This is a genomic window from Bacillus sp. AFS055030 (assembly GCF_002574545.1).
GTDB lineage: Bacteria > Bacillota > Bacilli > Bacillales > Bacillaceae_G > Gottfriedia.
The window spans coordinates 19771-41788 of record NZ_NUGT01000008.1; the positions used below are offsets into that span (position 1 = coordinate 19771).

20 protein-coding genes are annotated in these 22018 nt (G+C 32.9%); 18 read left to right on the forward strand and 2 right to left on the reverse strand.

Going from position 1 to position 22018, the window contains the following annotated elements; all coding sequences use genetic code 11:
- The first annotated feature begins 293 nt into the window (after positions 1 to 293).
- From CN925_RS02885 to CN925_RS02910, 6 genes are all read left to right on the forward strand, one after another.
- Positions 294 to 1448 carry a C40 family peptidase gene (locus CN925_RS02885; protein WP_098844636.1) on the forward strand — a complete coding sequence of 385 codons (1155 nt, stop codon included), beginning with the start codon at positions 294 to 296 and terminating at the stop codon, positions 1446 to 1448.
- Between the two features lie 126 nt (positions 1449 to 1574).
- A complete protein-coding gene (locus tag CN925_RS02890) occupies positions 1575 to 2519 on the forward strand; it encodes a DMT family transporter (RefSeq protein WP_098844639.1) in 945 nt (314 codons plus the stop codon).
- Between the two features lie 112 nt (positions 2520 to 2631).
- Entirely contained in the window at positions 2632 to 3564 is a 933-nt protein-coding gene (locus CN925_RS02895; protein ID WP_483295161.1) for a carbohydrate ABC transporter permease, read from the forward strand.
- The gene (locus CN925_RS02900; protein ID WP_098844642.1) at positions 3564 to 4394 is read left to right on the forward strand and encodes a carbohydrate ABC transporter permease; all 831 of its coding nucleotides are present in this window, start codon (positions 3564 to 3566) and stop codon (positions 4392 to 4394) included. Before CN925_RS02895 ends, CN925_RS02900 begins: the two co-directional genes overlap by 1 nt.
- A 15-nt stretch (positions 4395 to 4409) precedes the next feature.
- Positions 4410 to 5681, forward strand: a complete 1272-nt coding sequence (locus CN925_RS02905; RefSeq protein ID WP_098844645.1) for an ABC transporter substrate-binding protein — start codon at positions 4410 to 4412, stop codon at positions 5679 to 5681.
- 210 nt (positions 5682 to 5891) lie between these two features.
- Positions 5892 to 6941: a LysM peptidoglycan-binding domain-containing protein gene (locus CN925_RS02910; RefSeq protein ID WP_098844648.1), complete on the forward strand. Its 1050-nt coding sequence runs from the start codon at positions 5892 to 5894 to the stop codon at positions 6939 to 6941.
- A gap of 133 nt (positions 6942 to 7074) precedes the next feature.
- Here the strand turns inward: CN925_RS02910 and CN925_RS21695 are convergent, their stop codons facing one another.
- Positions 7075 to 7485, reverse strand: a complete 411-nt coding sequence (locus CN925_RS21695) for a VanZ family protein (RefSeq protein ID WP_180232813.1) — start codon at positions 7483 to 7485, stop codon at positions 7075 to 7077.
- 1201 nt (positions 7486 to 8686) lie between these two features.
- Between CN925_RS21695 and CN925_RS02920 the strand changes: the two genes are divergently transcribed.
- The 8 genes from CN925_RS02920 (at position 8687) to CN925_RS02955 (ending at position 17515) form a co-directional block, all read left to right on the forward strand.
- Positions 8687 to 9028 (forward strand): DUF805 domain-containing protein, encoded by a 342-nt coding sequence (locus CN925_RS02920; RefSeq protein WP_098844653.1) that lies wholly within the window; start codon positions 8687 to 8689, stop codon positions 9026 to 9028.
- A gap of 325 nt (positions 9029 to 9353) precedes the next feature.
- Positions 9354 to 10289 carry a carbohydrate ABC transporter permease gene (locus CN925_RS02925; protein ID WP_286138247.1) on the forward strand — a complete coding sequence of 312 codons (936 nt, stop codon included), beginning with the start codon at positions 9354 to 9356 and terminating at the stop codon, positions 10287 to 10289.
- Positions 10289 to 11119 carry a carbohydrate ABC transporter permease gene (locus CN925_RS02930; RefSeq protein WP_483295159.1) on the forward strand — a complete coding sequence of 277 codons (831 nt, stop codon included), beginning with the start codon at positions 10289 to 10291 and terminating at the stop codon, positions 11117 to 11119. The genes CN925_RS02925 and CN925_RS02930 overlap by 1 nt, the downstream gene beginning before the upstream one ends.
- Positions 11120 to 11249: 130 nt before the next feature.
- Entirely contained in the window at positions 11250 to 12521 is a 1272-nt protein-coding gene (locus tag CN925_RS02935) for an ABC transporter substrate-binding protein (protein WP_098844658.1), read from the forward strand.
- Positions 12522 to 12760: 239 nt separating this feature from the next.
- Complete coding sequence (locus CN925_RS21505; protein WP_286138249.1) at positions 12761 to 12901, forward strand: hypothetical protein; 141 nt, start codon at positions 12761 to 12763, stop codon at positions 12899 to 12901.
- A gap of 208 nt (positions 12902 to 13109) precedes the next feature.
- Positions 13110 to 14915 carry a sensor histidine kinase gene (locus CN925_RS02945; RefSeq protein ID WP_098844661.1) on the forward strand — a complete coding sequence of 602 codons (1806 nt, stop codon included), beginning with the start codon at positions 13110 to 13112 and terminating at the stop codon, positions 14913 to 14915.
- 2 nt (positions 14916 to 14917) lie between these two features.
- The gene (locus CN925_RS02950) at positions 14918 to 16471 is read left to right on the forward strand and encodes a response regulator transcription factor (RefSeq protein WP_098844664.1); all 1554 of its coding nucleotides are present in this window, start codon (positions 14918 to 14920) and stop codon (positions 16469 to 16471) included.
- Positions 16472 to 16549: 78 nt separating this feature from the next.
- Positions 16550 to 17515, forward strand: a complete 966-nt coding sequence (locus tag CN925_RS02955; RefSeq protein ID WP_098844666.1) for a phosphotransferase enzyme family protein — start codon at positions 16550 to 16552, stop codon at positions 17513 to 17515.
- Positions 17516 to 18021: 506 nt separating this feature from the next.
- Here the strand turns inward: CN925_RS02955 and CN925_RS02960 are convergent.
- Positions 18022 to 18171, reverse strand: a complete 150-nt coding sequence (locus CN925_RS02960) for a BH0509 family protein (RefSeq protein WP_180232815.1) — start codon at positions 18169 to 18171, stop codon at positions 18022 to 18024.
- Positions 18172 to 18608: 437 nt separating this feature from the next.
- On the opposite strand from CN925_RS02960, the gene CN925_RS02965 reads away from it, so the two are divergent.
- The 4 genes from CN925_RS02965 to galU all read left to right on the forward strand — a co-directional run bounded on the left by CN925_RS02965 (position 18609) and on the right by galU (position 22014).
- The gene (locus CN925_RS02965; RefSeq protein ID WP_098844669.1) at positions 18609 to 19328 is read left to right on the forward strand and encodes a YveK family protein; all 720 of its coding nucleotides are present in this window, start codon (positions 18609 to 18611) and stop codon (positions 19326 to 19328) included.
- A gap of 1 nt (position 19329) precedes the next feature.
- Positions 19330 to 20025, forward strand: a complete 696-nt coding sequence (locus CN925_RS02970) for a CpsD/CapB family tyrosine-protein kinase (RefSeq protein WP_098844672.1) — start codon at positions 19330 to 19332, stop codon at positions 20023 to 20025.
- Positions 20022 to 20795, forward strand: a complete 774-nt coding sequence (locus tag CN925_RS02975; RefSeq protein ID WP_098844675.1) for a tyrosine-protein phosphatase — start codon at positions 20022 to 20024, stop codon at positions 20793 to 20795. The genes CN925_RS02970 and CN925_RS02975 overlap by 4 nt, the downstream gene beginning before the upstream one ends.
- A 343-nt stretch (positions 20796 to 21138) precedes the next feature.
- Positions 21139 to 22014, forward strand: a complete 876-nt coding sequence (gene galU / locus CN925_RS02980) for a UTP--glucose-1-phosphate uridylyltransferase GalU (RefSeq protein WP_098844678.1) — start codon at positions 21139 to 21141, stop codon at positions 22012 to 22014.
- The last annotated feature ends 4 nt before the right edge of the window (positions 22015 to 22018 follow it).

Genomic DNA, 22018 nt, shown 5'->3' on the forward strand with positions numbered 1-22018 from the left:
TTTATTTAATCTCTATTTATTTAATCTCTTAGTTGTAGAGTTTCTTATTTAAAATAATTCTTATTAAATATATATTACCACATTACTTTAAATGTGATGAAAAAATTTGCTTGTTAATTAAAAAAATTTTAATGAATGTGTTTGAGTTGTGAAAATGTTGGTTAGTGGGGGGGAGACAGGACCAAAATTTTAAAATTTTTGACATTCATTAAAGAATTTTAAGCTACCAACCGATATTTATACAGTGAGCACAAAGTATATCAAATAAATAAAATAAAAGGCTGGTAGTGATTTTGAAAAAAAAATTAATACAATCAATTGCAATCATAGGATCTGTTTCATGCATTAATTCTATGGATCTATTAGAAGCAGATGCAGAAAGTACAAACACAAATCAACCTAAAGTATTGATGCCATCCGCAGACAATTATATTTCAAGTGGGAACGGAGTACGTATTCGTTCAGGGGCAGGAACGGATAATCCGATTTTAGGAAGTGTATATAAGAACGAAAAATTAGATGTTATATCTTCTGAAAATGGTTGGTATAAGGTTAATTATAAGGGAAGAATTGGATACATCGTTGGTACTTACGTAAAGAAACAAAATAGTTATGTTGAAAATGAAAAAATAGAAAACAATACCTCTAATTATATTTCAACAGGGAATGGGGTACGAATTCGATCTGGAGCAGGAACGAATTATCGTATTTTAGGAAGTGTAAATAAGAACGAAAAATTAGATGTTCTATCTTCCTTAAATGGTTGGTACAAAGTTAATTATCAAGGAAGAATTGGCTATATAAGTGACACCTATGTTCAGAAACAAAAGAAAATTGAAGACGAAAAACCTGTATACAATACGAGTAAATATACTGTAACTGGGACCGTAGTAAATATTCGCTCAGGTGCGGGAACGAATTACAATATAATAGGTAGTGCGACAAAAAATCAGAAGGTAGATGTTATTTCAACTTCAAATGGTTGGCACAAGTTTGTCTATCAAGGAAAAACTGCTTATATAAGTGCTGGATATACTGAAAAAGAAAAAGTTCAATCAAATAGTTCCTCTAGTAATGAGCAAGATATGCTTTCATTTGCAAAACGATTTTTAGGAGTTCCTTATAAGTGGGCAGGAGTTTCTCCTTCGGGGTTTGATTGTAGTGGCTTTATTTATTATGTCCTGAAAGAAAATGGTAAGCCATATGGAAGAACGAATGTATCAGGTTATTGGCATAATAATACTTTATTCCAAAAAGTAACAACTTCACAGCCCGGTGATTTGATATTTTTTCAAAATACATACACATATGGACCATCTCACATAGGAATCATGTTAAATGAAAATGAATTTATTCAGGCTAGTAGTAGTAGAGGCGTTACGATTTCGAATATAAATGAATCATATTGGAAAAAGCACTTTTTAGGATATAAGCGAATCATATCATAAAAAGACTCTAAGGCATTGTCTTTAACTTTAGGCACTTTATTTGAATCAAACCGATAGTAGGAATGTCCTATAGATGATAGAATAAACTGTATTCTATAGAGAGAAAAAGGCTTATGGGGGGAAACAATGTCTGCTAAGAGATTTTTTACACATCCTTTGGGAGTGATTGCATCAGCGGTTATTACAACTTTTTTATGGGGAAGCGCATTTCCGTTTATTAAGCTAAGTTATGAGCATTTGCATATTGAGAAGAATGAGATTTGGAAACAAATGATTTTTGCGGGTTATCGTTTCTTTTTGGCCTCATTATTAATTTTACTATTTTTTACGATCATTGGTAGAAAGTTAACCTTTAAGCGAGATACTTTTTTTGTAGTAGGAAAAGTAGGTTTGTTTCAAACGTTTTTACAATATGTGTTGTTTTATATTGGATTGAGCTTTACGACTGGAGTTCAAGGTTCGATCATTGCTGGAACTACTTCGTTTTTTCAACTGTTAGCAGCGCATTTTATGTATAAAAATGATCGTTTAAACTTACGTAAGATTCTTGGTGTAACGGTAGGGTTTGCGGGTGTCATTATCGTGAATATGACAAAGGGCACGCTTTCTTTACATTTAGGAATTGGCGAGATTTTATTATTGTTTGCAATGGCGTTTGGTGGCTATGGTAATGTACTTGCTAAGGAAGCTGCAAAGAAAGTGGATGTTGCCTATTTAACAGCCTATCAAATGATGATCGGTTCGATTGGATTGTTATGTATTGGTGGTTTAACAGCAGGATTTTTACCGTTCCACTTTGATTTAAAAACGTTTGGCATGTTAGTTTATTTATCGTTACTTTCATCTGTCGGTTTCATCCTTTGGAACAATGTCATGAAATATAATCAAGTTGGAAAAGTATCAATGTACTTATTCTTAGTTCCTGTTTTTGGTGTGATTTTATCATCAATCATGTTGAATGAAGTATTATCTTATCTTGTTTTTATTGGTTTAATGATGGTTACATCAGGTATTATCATTGTGAATTATCAAAAGGATCAACGTAGCACTCATATGAAGAGTGCGTCTTGACTCAAATAAAGTATAAAAGCAACTCTACTTTTTCATAATAAGGTGGAGTTGCTTTTTTTTGTGTAGATCGTTTATGAAGGGAGGTACATAGTTGTCGAAGTTTGATAAAGAGGTGAATAAAGAAGTTGAAACAGTTGTAGATGATGCTACTGACTTTAAAGTCTCCTTTCGAAAGAAACGTAGAAATAGTGGAAGTTTTATCGTATTTGTCGGTCCAGCCTTTCTAGTTTTTGCAGCTTTAGTACTTATTCCATTTTTAATGGGTCTGTATTATTCCTTTACAAACTGGAATGGGGTAGTTGGCAATATCCAGTATGTCGGTTTTGATAATTATAAGTACATATTTACGCAAGATGCAGATTTTAAACGGTCTTTTATCATTACGACAAAGTATACGTTTTTCGCAGTAATCTTAACGAATTTGATTGGTTTTGGTTTAGCTTTACTAGTGACAAAGGGGCTAAAAACAAGAAATATTCTTAGGACGATTTTCTTTTTACCAAACTTAATAGGTGGATTATTACTCGGGTTTATTTGGCAATTTATTTTTAATAAAGGTCTCACTTCATTAGGAGCAGCGTTAGGAATTGATTCTCTCATGCAGTCATTGCTAGGTACTGCAAATGGAGCGTTTTGGGCAATTATTATTGTAGCGATCTGGCAAGGTGCAGGTTATATCATGATTATTTATGTAGCCGCACTCCAAGGCGTACCGCAAGAATTGATTGAAGCAGCTCAAGTTGACGGCGCAGATCGTTTTACAACTTTAAGGAAAATTATCATTCCAATGGTAGCACCAGCTGTAACTGTCTGTTTATTTTTAACAATCTCATGGTCCTTTAAAGTATTTGACCAAAATTTATCACTAACTGGTGGTGGACCATTTAAATCGACAGAAATGCTTGCGTTAAACATTTATACAGAAGCATTTGTAAACAACCGATATGGTTTAGGGGAAGCAAAAGCAATTGTCTTCTTCGTCGTTGTCGCAGCTATTTCAATTCTCCAAGTTTATATTACGAAGAAAAGGGAGGTTGAAGCATAGTGGAAAACGAACGCTATACCGGACTGACGTTTTTGCTTGAGCTATTTGGAATCATATTAGCGATATTTTTCCTGGTGCCTTTTTACTATGTATTAGGAAACTCGTTTAAATCCTTTGCAGATATTTTGCAAAATACATCAACGCTACCAAAAACTTTCGATTTTACAAACTACTCACAAGCAATTGTCATTATGGATTTCTGGAGAGCTCTTTTGAATTCTTTAATCATAGCAGTTGCGAGTAATGCCATTATCGTTTTATTTTGCTCAATGGCAGCTTATAAACTAGTTCGCACAAAGCATAAAATTTCAACGATCATTTTCTTTATTTTTGTCGCAACAATGGTAATCCCTTTTCAATCAATAATGATTCCACTTGTTAAAGTCGGAAGTACACTTCATTTAATGAATAGTCATTATGGACTTGTTGTGATGTATTTAGCGTTTGGTTCAGCACTTTCGATTTTTCTCTATCACGGTTTTATTAAAGGGATTCCAATTGAGCTTGAAGAAGCAGCGATTATTGATGGATGTTCACCATTTATGGTTTTTTGGAAAGTAGTGTTCCCTTTACTAAAACCGATTACCGTCACAATAGTTATTTTAAATACGTTATGGATTTGGAATGATTTCTTGTTACCATCTCTCGTTTTGCGTGATCAAGAGCTACGCACAATACCACTGGCTACTTTTTATTTTTTCGGCGCTTATACGAAACAATGGAATTTAGCACTTGCCGGATTAGTTTTAGGCATTACGCCATTATTGATCTTTTTCTTTGCTGCCCAAAAGCAAATTATCCGAGGTATTACAAGTGGCTCAATAAAGTAAGTTAAGGAGGATCATATGAATAAAAAATTAGTTAAATCGATTGCCGTTTTATCAACTAGTATGTTGTTGTTTACTGGATGTAATAATAAAAAAGAAGAAACAAAAAAGCCTGGTGCAGGTGAAAAAATTACATTAAATATTTTTCAGTTTAAAGCAGAGATTGCAAAAGATTTAGAGGCTTTAACAAAGGAATATGAAAAGGAAAATAAAAACGTAACGGTAAAGGTTCAAACAGTAGGTGGAGGTGCAGATTATGGGGCAGCATTGAAAGCTCAATTTGCATCAGGAAATGAACCGGATATATTCAATAATGGTGGATATCAAGAAGCTGTTACTTGGAAGGATAAACTCGAGGACCTGTCAGATCAAGATTGGGTGAAGGATTTATATCCAGAAACCGAAAAACCGATGACAGTTGATGGAAAATTACTCGGAATGCCTATGAACACAGAAGGCTATGGATTCATTTACAATAAAGACTTATTTGATAAAGCTGGTATTACACAATTACCAAAAACATTAACTGAATTAGAAGCAGCGGCAAAAAAATTAAAAGCCGCTGGTATTACGCCGTTTTCAGTTGGCTATGGTGAGTGGTGGATTTTAGGAATACATTTATTAAATATTCCATTCGCACAACAACCAGACCCAGATCAATTTATCGCCGATTTAAATGCAGGCAAAGCAAAAATCCCTGATAATGATAAATTTAAGGACTTTATCAAATTATTTGATTTAACGATTAAATATGGAAATAAAAATCCATTAACAACGGATTATAATACACAAGTTACTAATTTTGCATCTGGAAAAACAGCTATGATGCAACAAGGAAACTGGACACAAGGTATGATTGATGGCATTACGCCAAATATGAATCTTGGTCTTTTACCAATTCCGATTAATGATGATAAAGAAGCAATGGACAAAATCCCGGTCGGCGTACCAAATAACTGGGTAGTAAACAAAAATTCAAAAAACAAAGAAGAAGCGAAGAAGTTCTTAAATTGGATGGTTTCTTCTGATACAGGTAAAAAATATATCGTAGAAAAGTTTAAATTCATTCCAGCAGTTAAAACAATCGAAGGAAAAGGCTTAGGTCCGATTGCTGATGATATTCAAAAATACTCAGCAGACGGAAAAGTACTTTCTTGGAACTGGTTTAAATATCCAAACGGTGCAACAAATGAATTTGGTGCTTCAATGCAAGCATATGTTGGCGGACAAAAAAATCCACAACAATTACTACAATCGCTTCAGGATACATGGGATAAGTTAAAGAAATAGTATATAGGAAAGACAAGCTTTATTTCGAATTAATGTTTCGAATTGGTTTGTCTTTTTTAATGCGGATTTTGTTGGTGATTTAACGATTGGAAGATTTTATAGGATGAATCAAATTAATTATCGTGATATAGTAATTATCGTTGTGGAAATAAATGAAATTCCTGAATTAACCTAAATCAATAGATTAATAGTAAGGGAGAGTAATCAACTATGAAAAAATCGATTAAAAATGTGATCTTATCAACCGCGATTGTCTTTTCTTTAGGAACAACAGTAGTCGGATCAGCTGATGCTGCTTCTGTTGTTTATAAAGTTAAAAAAGGGGACACGCTTTATAAAATTTCTAAAAAATATAAAACAACTGTTACAGAGCTTAAAAAGCAAAATAAACTAAAATCGAACTCAATTCGAATTGGACAAAAAATAACGATTCCTACGAAAACAAAAGTTGCTCCAAAGAAACCAACAACACAGACGAATAGTCCTGTGAAACTCCCAGCAAGTGAATCAGTGAAAAAGATGGCACTAGAAATCACTTCATGGTATGAAACAGCATCATCTGAAGCTGATGCATTCGGTGCAACAAGTGGTAACTTCGATGGTGCTGGTCTATCTTTTGGTGCGCTTCAAGAAAACTTTGGAACAGAAACTTTACAACCAATTATGAAAAATATGTTCACAAATCATAATGGTGTCGTCCTAAAAGCTTTCAATGGAGATATGAATTCATATAATACATTCAAAGATGTAGTGATGAACAAAACAACAAAAGAACAAGTAGCCTGGGGAGATTCAATCAGTGACCCTAATAATAAATACAAAGTTGTAGAGCCTTGGAAGACTTACTTTAAAAATCTAGGGACAAGTAAAGAATGTATTGATGAACAAATTAATGCGTCAAAATGGTACTTCGATCAAGCAGAAAAGTATTACAAAACATTCGGATTATGGTCAAAAAGAGGATATGCACTAATGTTCGATATCTTTGTTCAAAGTGGTGCAATCTCAGATAAAACGAAAAATTTAATTTTAGAAGACTTTAAAAAAATTGATACAAAAAACATGACAAAAGAACAAATCGAAACGAAGAAAATGAATATGATCGTAAATCGTCGAGCTGCAGATGTAAGTGAACAATGGAGAGAAACATGGAAATCTAGAAAATCAGTCATCGCAAACGGCAGCGGAACTGTTGTTGGTTATGGAGACTTCTTTGATGTAACTCCGTATGGTGCGACGTTAACACATGTTAATAAGTAAGTTATTTGAGGGAGTCCGAATGTGGGCTTCCTTTTTTTGTGGAATTTTTAATGAGTGAGGCAATCAATAATACAAAAAAACTGTATCCGATAAAGGACACAGCCGTAGTTATTGATGGAATATATGTTGTTTTTTAGTTGCTCCTAAGGAAGTATATAAACCTTTTGCCCATGTATATTCTATACCCAATGTAAGTCCCTAGAGTATTTAATATAACATCATCTATATCTGACCATCTAAAAGACATCATATATTGGACAACTTCTATACTTACTGATAAAAACAAGCCAACTAATATAACCTTTTTTGTTCGTTTAATGGAAGTCAAAATAAATCCAAATGGCACAAAAAGAAGGATATTTCCAATAACATTAACGATGAATTGCTTAAGACCAAACCCATTAAATAGTTGGATGAAAGGGATTAAATTTAATCCACCCTCGGATACGCCTATGCCTAAAGAAGCGACCGGAAAAAAAGTAAACCTAAAAATAAACAGAAGTGAAAAAATTAACAGTAAAATTTTGATGAAAATCGGCTTCAAAATAAATCTCCCAAAAATATGTATTAATTCATTTATTATACATTAATCATTTTGTATTTCCTCAACAAACCTTTCATTAAATGATGATCGATTCGTCGCACACTTAGATATGCCTGTCTAATTTTAGGAGGAAGAGTTTTGAAAAATGAGCCTGTCAACTACGCCAATTTTTGATTGATTTCCCCTAAAACCTGTCATGAGTAAGAAACTTTCTAATTTTTGGCTCGTTTACTTCCTCATGAATCTGTTATGAGGAAGTACCAATCTATTTTTGGTTGGTATACTTCCACATGAACCTGTTATGAGGAAGTACCTTTCAATTTTTGTTTGGCAGGTATACTTCCACATGAACCAGTTATGAGGAAGTATCTTTCAATTTTTGGCTCGTTTACTTCCACATGAACCAGTTATGAGGAAGTATCTTTCAATTTTTGGTTGGTATACTTCCACATGAACCAGTTATGAGGAAGTACCTTTCAATTTTTGGCAGGTGTACTTCCACATGAACCTGTTATGAGGAAGTATCTTTCTATTTTTCACAGGTGTACTTCCACATGAACCTGTTAAGAGGAAGTATCTTTCTATTTTTCACAGGTGTACTTCCTCATGAACCTGTTAAGAGGAAGTATCTTTCTATTTTTCACAGGTGTACTTCCACATGAACCAGTTATGAGGAAGTTTCTTTCAATTTTTGGCAGGTATACTTCCGCATGAACCAGTTATGAGGAAGTACCTTTCAATTTTTGGCAGGTATACTTCCTCATGAACCAGTTATGAGGAAGTATCTTTCAATTTTTGGTTGGTATACTTCCACATGAACCAGTTAAGAGGAAGTATCTTTCTATTTTTCACAGGTGTACTTCCACATGAACCTGTTAAGAGGAAGTACCTTTCAATTTTTGGCAGGTATACTTCCGCATGAACCAGTTATGAGGAAGTATCTTTCTAATTTTTGGCTGGTGTACTTCCTCATGAACCAGTTATGAGGAAGTACCTTTAAAATTTTTGTTTAAATAATATATACTTAGACGTTTGTTGTTCTATATTGACAATGTTTTATTTCAACAGTCTGCCGGCTAATTTTAGGCGGTTTTTGTGTTAATTCAAAATAAATTTTCCTAACATTAAAAATTAATAATGTTACATGGGTATTTGGAATAGACTTAAATGTACCGTATTTACATCTTAGGAGGGATCACTCGTGGAATGGTATTTAAAAGTATTAAAGAATTACGCAGTATTCAGCGGAAGAGCTAGAAGAACAGAGTATTGGATGTTTTTCCTGTTTAATGCCATTATCACTATTATACTTGCGATTTTACAAAGCATTGCCGGTATCGATGAACTATTAACTGGAATTTACGGTTTACTTACGTTACTACCATCTTTAGCAGTAGGTGCTCGCAGGTTACATGATTCGGGTAGAAGTGGTTGGTGGCTGTTAATTGGAATAATTCCGTTAATTGGTACGATTATTCTATTGGTTTTCTTCTGTTTGGATAGTGATGAGGGAGATAATCGATTTGGGGCTAATCCTAAGTAGTAGGTTATTGGATAAATAATAGAAGTGGAGGCCACCTTTTAAAGGTGGTTTTTTGTGTTTGTGGATTAACTTTGAACAAAGTGTATTTCCATACGATCATTTAAAGAAATAATATTAACTATTTCTCCATTTTGGTGAAAAAACCATTGAGAGACATGTTTAAGAGTGTATTTTGATCGGTATTCGGCAGTTTGTAGCCTATGTAAAAAATGACTAAGTATGTAAAACTAAAAACAATCTAGTCAATATATTCCACCCTACTGTTCAAATGAATACGTTTTCACAACTTGAGAGGTATTTTATGATGATAGTGGAGGTGTTACAGATGATTGAAACGAAAAAAGTGATTGATACAAATTTAACAGATGCCAAGGCAAAGAAGTCATCTAAAAAATTAAGAGATTTTTTAAATTATCTTACGTTTGTAGGACCAGTAACTATTGTTTTTGCAGCGATCGTGTTAACGCCATTTTTGATCGGCTTTTTCTATTCATTTACTGAGTGGGATGGTGTAGCTGATTCTGCTAAGTGGGTCGGGCTTGAAAATTATAAATACATTTTTACAAAGGATACGGATTTTATCCATTCGTTTATTTTAACGGGTAAATATACATTATTTGCTGTGATTTTGACCAATGTGATTGGTTTTAGTTTAGCGTTAATCGTAACGCAAGCATTGAAGACTAGAAATATTTTAAGAACGGTCTTTTTCCTTCCAAATTTAATTGGTGGATTATTATTAGGTTTCATTTGGCAGTTTATTTTTAATAAAGGTTTAATTTCAATTGGACAATTATTGCATTCAGACTTTTTACAAAGAGCACTTTTAGGAGAAGAAAAAGGTGCGTTCTGGGCAATTGTGATCGTAGCAGTTTGGCAAGGTGCAGGTTATATAATGGTTATTTATGTAGCGGCCTTACAAGGTGTACCACAGGAATTAATTGAAGCAGCTCAAATTGATGGTGCGAATAAATTCCAAGTGTTACGTAAAATCATTATTCCAATGGTAGCGCCTGCTGTAACAGTTTGTTTATTCTTAACAATTTCATGGTCATTTAAAGTGTTTGATACGAACCTTTCGTTAACAAATGGTGGACCATTTAAATCTACTGAGATGTTGGCATTAAATATTTACACTGAAGCGTTTGTTAATAACCGTTATGGATTAGGTGAAGCAAAAGCGATTGTATTCTTCGTAGTCGTTGCGTTAATTTCAGTTATTCAAGTGTACATTACGAAGAAGAGGGAGGTTGAGGCATAATGCTGAAAGAACGATATACTGGCTTAACTTTTATATTAGAAATAGCAGCGATTCTACTTGCTCTCGTCTTCTTAGTTCCTTTTTATTATGTGTTAGGTAACTCATTTAAATCATTTGCTGATATTTTACAAAATACATCTTCGCTTCCAAAGAGCTTAGATTTTACAAACTATCAACAAGCAATCGAAATCATGAATTTCTGGAAAGCACTATTGAACTCATTAATCGTAACAATTGTAAGTAATGTTGTAATCGTCTTTTTCTGTTCGATGGCAGCTTATAAACTAGTGCGTTCAAAAAGTAAAATTTCAAATATCATTTTCTTTATCTTTGTAGCAACAATGGTAATCCCGTTCCAATCAATTATGATCCCACTCGTGAAAGTCGGAAGCACGCTTCATTTAATGAATAGCCATTGGGGATTAGTCATTATGTATTTAGGTTTCGGGTCAGCATTATCAATCTTCCTATATCATGGATTTATTAAAACAATTCCAATCGAGTTAGAGGAAGCAGCAATTATTGATGGATGTTCACCGACTATGGTTTTCTGGAAAGTTGTTTTTCCACTTTTAAAACCAATTACGGTTACAATTGTGATCTTAAATACGTTATGGATTTGGAATGACTTCTTATTACCATCACTTGTATTAAGAGATATGGAGTTAAGAACGATTCCTCTTGCTACATTCTACTTCTTTGGAGCATATACAAAACAGTGGAACTTAGCGTTATCTGGACTTGTTTTAGGGATCACACCACTATTAATTTTCTACTTTGCAGCACAGAAACACATTATTAAAGGGATTACAAGCGGTTCAATTAAATAAGGTGACTGGGTGGAAGCTATCAATATATTCCACCCATCATGTCAATTTAGGCTATCTATAGTTGCTTATTTTTAAATGTATAATGAAAGCGTATTCAAAATAAAGAATATTGAGACGGGGGTTTATAGTAATGAAAAAGATGCTAAAAGTAGCAGCTGCATTAACAACTTCAGTGATGTTATTCTCTGCATGTTCTGGAGGGTCTTCAGACAAAGCTTCAAATGAATCAAAGGATAAAAAAGTAACATTAAACGTATTCCAGTTTAAAGCTGAGATTGCGAAAGATTTAGAACAAATGGCGAAGGATTACCATAAGGAAAATCCAAACGTAACAGTTAAAATTCAAACTGTTGGTGGCGGTGCTGACTACGGTGCTGCATTAAAAGCGCAATTTGCTTCAGGTAACGAACCAGATATCTTTAACAACGGTGGATTCCAAGAAGCAGAAACTTGGAAAGATAAATTAGAAGATCTTTCTGATCAATCATGGGTAAAAGACTTATATCCAGGAACTGAAAAACCAATGACAATTGACGGCAAACTTTACGGTATGCCAATGAATACTGAAGGTTACGGCTTTATTTACAATAAAGATTTATTCGCAAAAGCTGGTATTACTGAAGCACCAAAAACATTAAGCGAATTAACTGCTGCAGCTGAAAAGCTTAAAAAAGCAGGGATCACACCATTCTCAGTAGGATACGGTGAGTGGTGGATTCTAGGAATTCACTTATTAAATATTCCTTTCGCTCAACAGCAAGATCCAGACCAATTCATGGCTGATGTTTCTGCTGGTAAAGTGAAAATTCAAGACAATGAGCAATTCAAACAATTTATGAAACTGTTTGACTTAACAATCAAAAACGGAAATAAAAATCCTTTAACAACTGATTACAACACACAAGTTACAAACTTTGCTCAAGGTAAAACAGCTATGATCCAACAAGGTAACTGGATTCAAGGTATGGTTGATGGAATTACTCCTAACATGAACTTAGGCGTATTACCAATTCCAATCAACGATGACAAAGCAGCAATGGACAAATTACCAATGGGTGTACCAAATAACTGGGTAGTTAACAAAAACTCTAAAAACAAAGAAGAAGCTAAAAAATTCTTAGAATGGATGGTTACTTCTGACACTGGTAAGAAATACATTGTAGAAAAATTCAAATTTATCCCAGCACTAAAAACAATTGAAGGTAAAAACTTAGGACCAATCGCAGACGATCTATTAAAATACTCTGCAGAAGGTAAAACATTATCTTGGAACTGGTTCAAATACCCAGATGGAGCTACAAATGAGTTTGGTGCATCAATGCAAGCTTACGTTGGAAAGCAAAAATCTGCTGATGAAATGTTAAAATCGATTGAAGAATCTTGGATGAAATTAAAAAAATAAGTTCTTAATTGGAGGCTTTCCTAAAAGTTCCTCTATAGATTAAGGCTAACCCCACAAGGAGATTACTTGTGGGGTTTTATCTTTATAAATAACGATCTGTTTAATGAACAAAACTTCTTATTTGATTAGAAAGAAAACCATCCAATCAATTTAGTTCACAAAATGTTCTGGTTAAAAGCTTATATTTTACTAATCCCGTGATATGATTTTAGTATGAAATAATAAAGTGTATTAAAAAAATGATATTAACTGGGCATGCTGATGAAAAGGTGAGTGATGCTATGCTTGATGAAATGAGAACGTTCGAAAAAGGATTTCCTGACGGAGTTTTTGTAGAACCAAACTGCACAAGTGAACCTAAAGTAAAGGTTAAGGCATAGTATGAATACTGTAGGAAAAGCGGATTAAAGCCTAAAGATTTAACAGAAAATGAAAGAAAACAGTTTCTTGTTTATGAATGAAAAAATAAACTTTGTATTTAATAGAAGAAACCCAGTGAACTTAAGGAGTTTATAAGGGTGTTATTCGCTCTATATCTTTGATAAACTAATAATAGAAAGTGCAAACGTTTCCGCAAAGGATGTTATCATGAAAAACAGTATTAGAAGAAAGTTGATTACCTTATTGTTAATCGCGACCATTATTCCATTTGGTTTATCGATTATCGCAAGTTATTTTTATACGAAAAACACGGTTACGAAGGAATTTGTCAATACGAATTATGATTTATTGAAGCGTAGTGGGAATGATTTATTGAGTTATTTTAATGAAATTTACGGTATTCCATTGTCCATTTATAGTAATCGACCGTTTTTGTCTGTGTTAGAAAATGGTGCGACAGCTTATATCGAACAAAATTCTGCTGAAATTCAGCGTAGTTTATTAGGACTTTATTTTTCTAGAAGAGAGATCGAGCAGTTGCATTTATATTTAACGAAGGGTAAGGATGATTACACCGTATACAATGCAAAGGTGAGTAGTCGAGGGAAGTTGTATAATTTCAATAAAATTCCCCCATATAGAAATTTAAGTTTTTCGAGGGATTCGTATTATATTCAACCGACTCATCTGATTCAAAATTATAATAATTTATCTGATTTTCGAATTGAGCCAGTTAAGCAGGTCGTATCATTTCATTATTTTTTAAATAATGTTACGTCCGACCAATGGCTAGGCTTTTTATCAATTGATATTGAATTAAGCAGAATTAATGAGATTTTTGATCGTATTTATAAAAAAGGAGAGGAACATCTTTTCGTTGTTGGTGATGGGAATGTTGTTTTGTATTCTTCTGAAAAAAAGCTGATTGGTAAAAAGCTAGAAACGAAATGGTATAAAAAAATTAGCTCAGATCGATCAGGGGAAACTAGTTTTGAATGGAAGGACAAGGACTTTAGAGGGGTCTATGTGTATGACAAAATAAGAAGTAATCATCAACAATGGACAATCATTAAAAGCATTCCTTATAAAAATCTCTATCATAATTCGAATCAATTATTGAAGATTACCGTTACACTTGGGGCGATTTCAGTCTTATTAGTCATCATTTTAACGATTATCGTATCTTTCAGATTTACCCGACCAATACGAATCTTAATTCGAGATATGCAGCGAATTGAGAAGGGGGAACTTGCTGTTTCTTTTGATACGTTAGGAAATGATGAGTTTGGTCAGTTAGGTAAACATTTTACTTCAATGGTCGATACGTTAAATGATTTATATATAAAAGAATACAAGCTTCAAATTGAGAATAAAACGAATCAATTAAAAGTACTTCAGTCTCAAATCAATCCGCATTTTTTATACAATGCCTTGCAGTCAATTGGAACTCTTTCATTAAAAAATGACGGAATTAAAGTGTATCGATTAATTATGTCATTATCAAAAATCATGAGATATAGCATGAAAAATAATGAAGATTTCGTAACGCTTAAAGATGAATTAAACCATATAAAAGATTATTTATCGCTTCAAAATGAACGTTATGATGGTAGATTTGTTTATAACCTGGAAGTGGATGAAGGGGTAAAGAATGTAAAAATGCCAAAAATGATTTTACAGCCAATCGTGGAAAATTTCTTTAAACATGGCTTTGAAAAACAACAAAAGCTTGGTGAATTAAATATTTCGATTCATAGACAACAAGATAATCGTTTAAAAATAGTCATTGCTGATAATGGTGAAGGTGCATCGGAAGAGGAATTAGAAATTATCAATTCATCGCTAGCAGAAGGTGGATTAAATACGAATGAGAGTATCGGTTTAAAAAATATATCTGATCGCCTTCATTTCTATTATGGTAAAAAAGCAGAAGTAAAAATAGAAAGTGTGAAGCATGAAAACTTTGTTGTAACGATAATCTTACCGATTGAAATGACAAGAGGAGAAAGTTAATCATGAAGGTTCTACTAATAGATGACGAAAAGCATGTACGAGAAGGTGTAAAACTTCTTGCAGATTGGGATGCAATTGGTGTTACTGAAATATTAGAAGCAGAAAACGGAGCAATCGCTCAAGACATCATTATAAAGGAAAGACCAACAATCATTTTTACTGACTTAATGATGCCAGAGCTAGACGGTAGAGGACTATTAAAATGGCTTCATTCAGAAAATATTAATTGCAAAGTAATCGTTGTAACGGGATATGATGACTACCATTATATGAGAGAAGCCATCCAGTTCGGTGCATCCGATTATTTATTGAAACCAATTGATCCGGATATTTTGAATGAAACTTTAGTAAAAGTAGTTTCCGATTGGAATGAAAAAGAAAAAGAGAGAATTGATGCATTAAATGACTTTCGTTTACTGCAAGAAGTTTTACCTGTTTACAGAGACAAACAATTAACAAATGCAATTTACGGTAAAGAATATAATCAGAATATATTAAACCAATTAGGATACGAAGAAGGACAAACTTTACATGTTTCTTTACTAAAATTACGAAATCTAGAGACATTCAAAGACATCTGGCCGGAGGATTTATGCTTCTTTGCCCTATTGAATATAGCAAATGAAATTCTTCAAAACCAAAATGGAGGAATTGCATTTCGGAATTTACAAGGAACAAAAGAGATTTGCTTACTATATTGGGGCGAGCAAGTAACTGACAGGATCCAACATATCGCTAAAATTTTATCGACAGTTGTGCCTTTCCCGTTTCATTTTGCAATTAGTAGAAAGTTAACCATTGATTCGATCCAGTCTGGGTATGAGGAAGTTGTAAATGTCTTGCAGCATGTAAATATTTTAGAAAAACGAGATGTACCGGTTTATTCGTATGAAGATATAAAAGAGTATCAACCGATTAATCTAGTAGAAATCATCAACTTATTTGAACAAATGGTTGAGAAACAGGATATTTATATTTACGATGAAGTCATTCAACGTTTTAGTAAACGAATCGCACAGAAGAATTATCTACCTTTTGCACAATTACAATCATTGCATCAGGAGTTTCTAATCTTCCTTAATCACTGGATTAATAAACTATCGCTTCAAACCATTCAGGAAGTGGATTTAGAATTGTTCTGGAATGCGAAAGGACATTTTGAAATTGGTAATTATGTAGCGACTCAAAGGGAAAGAGTACAATCGATTATTCAAGAAAAAAATCAAACGAACCAAGAACTAAATAGTATTGAAGCAATTGCAAATTATATTCAACTGAACTATGCTGAAGAAATTTCACTACAGGAGTTTTCAGAGAAATTCTATTTAAGCCGCGAATATATATCCCGTAAGTTCAAACAAATTTACGGTGTGAATATTTCAGATTATATCGTTTCAATTCGGATCGAAAAAGCGAAGGAATTATTGAAGTTCCCCAATTTAAAAATTTATGAAATAGCTGGGAAAATCGGTTATCAAGATGATAAATACTTCCGAAAAGTGTTTAAGAAAATCGTTGGCATGACCCCAAATGAATACCGAAATATGAATAGTTAGTAAAAAAGTTGCAGGGATTCCTTGGAATCTGGGGAATATGTAATTAGATATGTATTCTATGGTCCGGGGGATTAAAAAATGGAACAGGCAGTTGAAAGAGTTTTTACGAAAGAGATTTTAACGAACGCAGCATCACAATTTGGTATGACAGTAGATGAAAAACCAGTCGGAGAATTCGAGAACTATCTATTTAAAGGTAAACTAGCAGATGGAACAGATCGCATTTTACGATTAACACATTCATCACACCGCTCAAAAGAAGAAATTGAGGCAGAGCTTAAGTTTTTAAAATACGCTAGAGAAAACGGAGCAAATGCAGCAGGTTCTTTAACTTCATTAAACGGTAATCTAGTAGAAGTCCAAAATGCAAGCGATGGCACATTTTTTTACGCATCAATGTTCGAATGGGCAGACGGTCAATTAGTTGATCGAACAAACCCAGCTGTGTGGAATGACAATCTAATGTACACATGGGGAAAAACAATCGGCAAGCTACACGCATTAACAGTTGATTACCCAGTAACAAATCACCGTGAGCATTGGGACGAAGAAGCTTATTTAAGTGAAATGTTAGCTGACGAAGAACTTGGCATTTTTACAAAGGAATTAATAGAAGAAATTCAAAGCTATGAAAGAAAGAAAGATTCATATGGATTAATCCATAGCGACTTGCATCTCCACAATTTCTTCGTAAATGATAAAGGTGAAATAACGACTTTTGATTTCGATGACCTACAATATAATTATTTCATATCAGATATCGCAATTGTCCTATATTATACTGCTTGGGGTAGTAAAACGTCATTCGAAGAAAAATCTAATTTCGCAAAAAGACAGCTAGAAATATTCCGAAGAGGTTATGAAACTGAGTATGTTTTAGATGAAGTATGGTACAGCCGAATTCCTTCATTTTTAAAATGTCGTGATATCGTTCTTTATCACGTGTTGAATATGAAGTATGAAGAAAAAACGCAAAGGGTTATTGAGCTTTGTGAAGAGTTGAAAGATCGAATTGTGAATCAGAAGACGATTATTGAACTTTAAAAGAAAGCTACGATTCAAACATGAATCGTAGCTTTTTTTATTTAAAATGGGGAATACAGAAATTGTTTTTATTAATTAGGTTGTGTCCTCTTTAATAAGATACAAATTTTTTATATAAAAAGTTAATTAAAAAAATTTTTTTGTACATACCCAAATAGACAAAAAAATATGGGAAAAACGGATAAATTTTAACATTTTTTTAACTTAAACAACAAAAATAACTAATGTGTTTGTTTACCAAATAATGGAAAAAATAAAATTTCAATATAACAAAAAGAAATATATGAAATACTCTTTTAAAATGTTTTTATCTCAAATTGAAGAAAATAGTCGGAGAAGTAGGACTTTTGATGTCTTTTTGTAAAATCGAAAAAAAGGTTATGTAAGTAGTTGGAAACAGTATTTACCAACGAAACGATTGAAAATGGAAAAGCTAGGTGAATCTAAAAATCGGGGTCACCTAGCTTTTTATTTTTATAAGTGCAGTAAACAAAAGTTGTAAGATCTTACTCAGAGTGATGTAGCATATACGTATAAGCCGTGTCGTAAAGGTGCTCTAAATCAGCATCCGTCATGAAAACTAAGTCCTCAGTTGAAAATCCTTTTGTTAATTCCAAAAATTGAACCATGTTTTTACGCTCTTCTCTACTCATCATTAACAACACTCCCTTTGATTTAAATGATTAATAATTTACTTTCAATCTGTTTTAATACAGTGTATTTATTTAATAATTATTATATAACAGAAAAGTTGAAACGTGCTAGTGATTTTTACTAAAAATGTAAAAAAATCATTAAATCAATTCATTGCCTAAAATTTAAATTACAGCATAAGTATTATCCTAAAATAATATCTAATGTTACAATTTTCGTTATCGAATGTAACATAACTAGACCAGTTTGTAAGGGTTTCCATAAATTGGGTGAAATAATCGACAAAAAAGCCTATTTTGTGGTAAAATTAACCAAAAAATCCAATTGATAGATTAATTTTTACTTAACATTGTGTTAAGTAATTGTTATACTAGGCACTGTTGTATTTGAGGGTTTATTTTAATAGAATAATAAAGTGCTAGAATTTAAGGAGGAAACGATGGAAGAGACGATTAGTTTACAGGAATTATTCGGCGTTATTAAGAAACGTCTAATCATGATAATTAGTATTACTGTTGTAGCCACAGTGGTTACAGGAGTCATTAGCTATTTATTTTTAACCCCGATTTATCAATCTTCAACACAATTATTAGTAAACCAAAAAGAAACAAAAGATTCTTCGATTTATCAGAATAACCAAGTACAAACAAATGTTCAGTTGATTAATACGTACAATGTTGTTATTAAGAGTCCAGCTATTTTAGATGAAGTTATTAATCAATTAAATTTAGATTATACAGTTGCAGAACTGACTAAAAATATCACTGTTGCAAGCGAAACAAATTCACAAGTATTTACAGTTTCTGTACAAGATTCTGATCCAAAGCAAGCACAAGCGATTGTTAATACGATTGCAAGTGTTTTCCAGACAAAAATCAAAACAATTATGAGTGTAAATAATGTAACTGTTTTAGCAAAAGCAGATTTAAGTGAAGATCCGATTAAACCAAATAAGAAATTAAATGTAGCAATTGGTTTTGTTGTTGGATTAATGATTTCAGTTGGTATTGCATTCTTATTAGAGTTCTTAGATAACACAGTAAAAACTGAAAAACAGCTTGAAGAATTATTAGAGTTACCAATACTGGGTGTAATTTCTGAAGTATCTGAAGGGAAAATCACTCCTAAAATAAATTTAAAATTAGGAAAGGGTGCGTAAAATGGTTAAAAAAACAACTAAAGAAAAATTAAAAAGATTTCTTATTACATTAACAAACCCTAAATCACCATTTGCAGAGCAATATCGAACAGTTCGTACGAACATTCAATTTTCTTCGATTGATCGAAAAATAAAATCTATTTTAGTAACATCTTCTGAACCTTCAGAAGGTAAAACAACGACTATTGCCAATCTTGCAGTTACATATGCTCAGCAGGAAAAGAGAGTGCTTTTAGTAGATGCAGATCTACGTAAACCGCAATTGCATTCTGTTTTTAAGTTGGAAAATTTTAAAGGTTTAACAACTGCAATTACACATGAAAAGTCCTTAAAGGACGTTATACAAAAAACTGAGCTTAACAATCTATCAATTTTAACTTCAGGTCCTATCCCACCAAATCCATCTGAACTATTGTCTTCAGAAAAAATGAAGAAATTGATTGAACAAATGTATGAACAATATGATGTGATACTTTTTGATGCGCCTCCATTATTAGCAGTTACAGATGCTCAAATCATTTCACAAGTTTGTGATGGAACGATTTTAGTTGTGCGAAGAGGGCACGCAGCAAAAGAAAAAATTAAAAAAGCAAAAGAGTTATTAACACTAGTAAACGCAAATATTCTAGGTGTGGTATTAAATAGAGCAGAACAAGAAAAAGACGGTTATTACTATTACTACGGTAACGAAAAATGATTGATTTACACTGTCATATTTTACATGGATTAGATGATGGACCGACTACAATGGAAGATAGTATTAATATGGCTCGAGCAGCTGTGGACAATGGGATTCATACAATTGTTGCATCACCTCATCATCAAAATGGACGTTACAATACAGACAGAAAAGAAATCCTAGAAAAAGTAGAAGAGTTAAATAATGTATTAAAAGAAAAAGCTATACCTTTAACGATTTTACCAGGACAAGAAGTAAGACTTTATGGAGAATTGATTCAAGACTATGAATTTAATCGAATCGTTTCAATTAATGATGGAAGACGCTATTTACTTTGCGAGCTTCCTTCATCTCGTATACCAAAATTTACAGAAAGATTGTTTTACGAGATGCAAGAAAATCGAATACTACCGATTATTGTACATCCTGAACGAAACAAAGTACTTATAAATGAACCTGATATTCTTTTTGAATTTGTCCAAAAAGGGATCTTAACTCAACTTACTGCTTCATCAATAACAGGTAAATTCGGTAAAAAAATTCAAAAATATGCTTTTAAATGTATTGAGTCAAATTGGGTGCATATTGTTGCATCAGATGCACACAACACGAAAAATCGGAATTTTGAGTTAAATGAAGCATATGAAATCATCCGAGAAAAATTTGGAATAGAAACTGAGTTCCAAATGAGAGAAAATGCGCAAACAATATTGAATGGTGATGTTCTTTATCCAGAAGAACCACTTAAGTTTAAACAAAATATTTTTAGTCGTTTACTAGGAATTTAATAAATGATAGGTGATATCTCCTTACCGTTATCAATGGGGGTACTCGGCTATATTGTGGTAGATGATTAAATAGTTTTCCATTTATCTTAATGCAAATAGACCTTATGAAATCACTCAAACAAAAAGGCTATGCGTATTCGAGAAAAGGAGTAATAAACTTGTAATCATCTGCTTAGACGCTGGTCGTCAGAGGTATAGTGTGAGGGGGGGTTAGATGCCCTAATTATTTATTAATATTTGATTTAAATGAACATAGAGTTTCTTCTTGTGTATTTATTCACATGAATATAGAAGTGGTAACTTTATTAACTTGGGGAAAGAAATCAATGGAGGGACTTAGGGAATGAAGAAAGTAAGAAAAGCAATTATACCAGCTGCAGGATTAGGAACACGCTTTTTACCTGCAACTAAAGCAATGCCAAAAGAAATGCTACCAATCGTAGACAAACCAACAATTCAATACATTGTTGAAGAAGCAATCGAATCAGGTATTGAAGATATCATTATCGTAACAGGTAAAGGAAAACGTGCAATTGAAGATCATTTTGATTATTCATATGAGCTAGAACAAAATTTATTAGAAAAAGAAAAATATGCGCTATTAGAACAAGTTAAAGCTCCATCTAATATCGACATTCATTATATTCGTCAAAAAGAACCTAAAGGATTAGGTCATGCTGTTTGGTGTGCTCGTAACTTTATCGGCAACGAACCATTTGCAGTATTACTAGGTGATGATATTGTTGAAGCTAAAACTCCAGGATTAAAGCAGTTAATGGACCAATATGACAATACATATTCTTCAGTTATCGGTGTTCAAACAGTACCAGAAGAAGAAACGCACAGATATGGCATTGTTGAACCGCTTATGCAAGAAGGTAGAAGATACGAAGTAAAAAACTTTGTCGAAAAACCAGCACCAGGTACAGCACCTTCTAATTTAGCAATCATGGGCCGCTATGTATTCACACCTGAAATTTTTATGTACTTAGAAGAACAAAATATCGGTGCAGGTGGCGAAATTCAATTAACAGATGCCATTCAAAAATTAAATTCAATTCAACGTGTATTTGCATATGACTTTGAAGGGAAACGTCATGACGTTGGTGAGAAATTAGGGTTTATTAAAACGACAATAGAGTTTGCATTAAAGAATGAAGAAATAAGAGATGATTTATTGACGTATTTACATGACATGTTAACAGTAAATATTAAATAAGGAT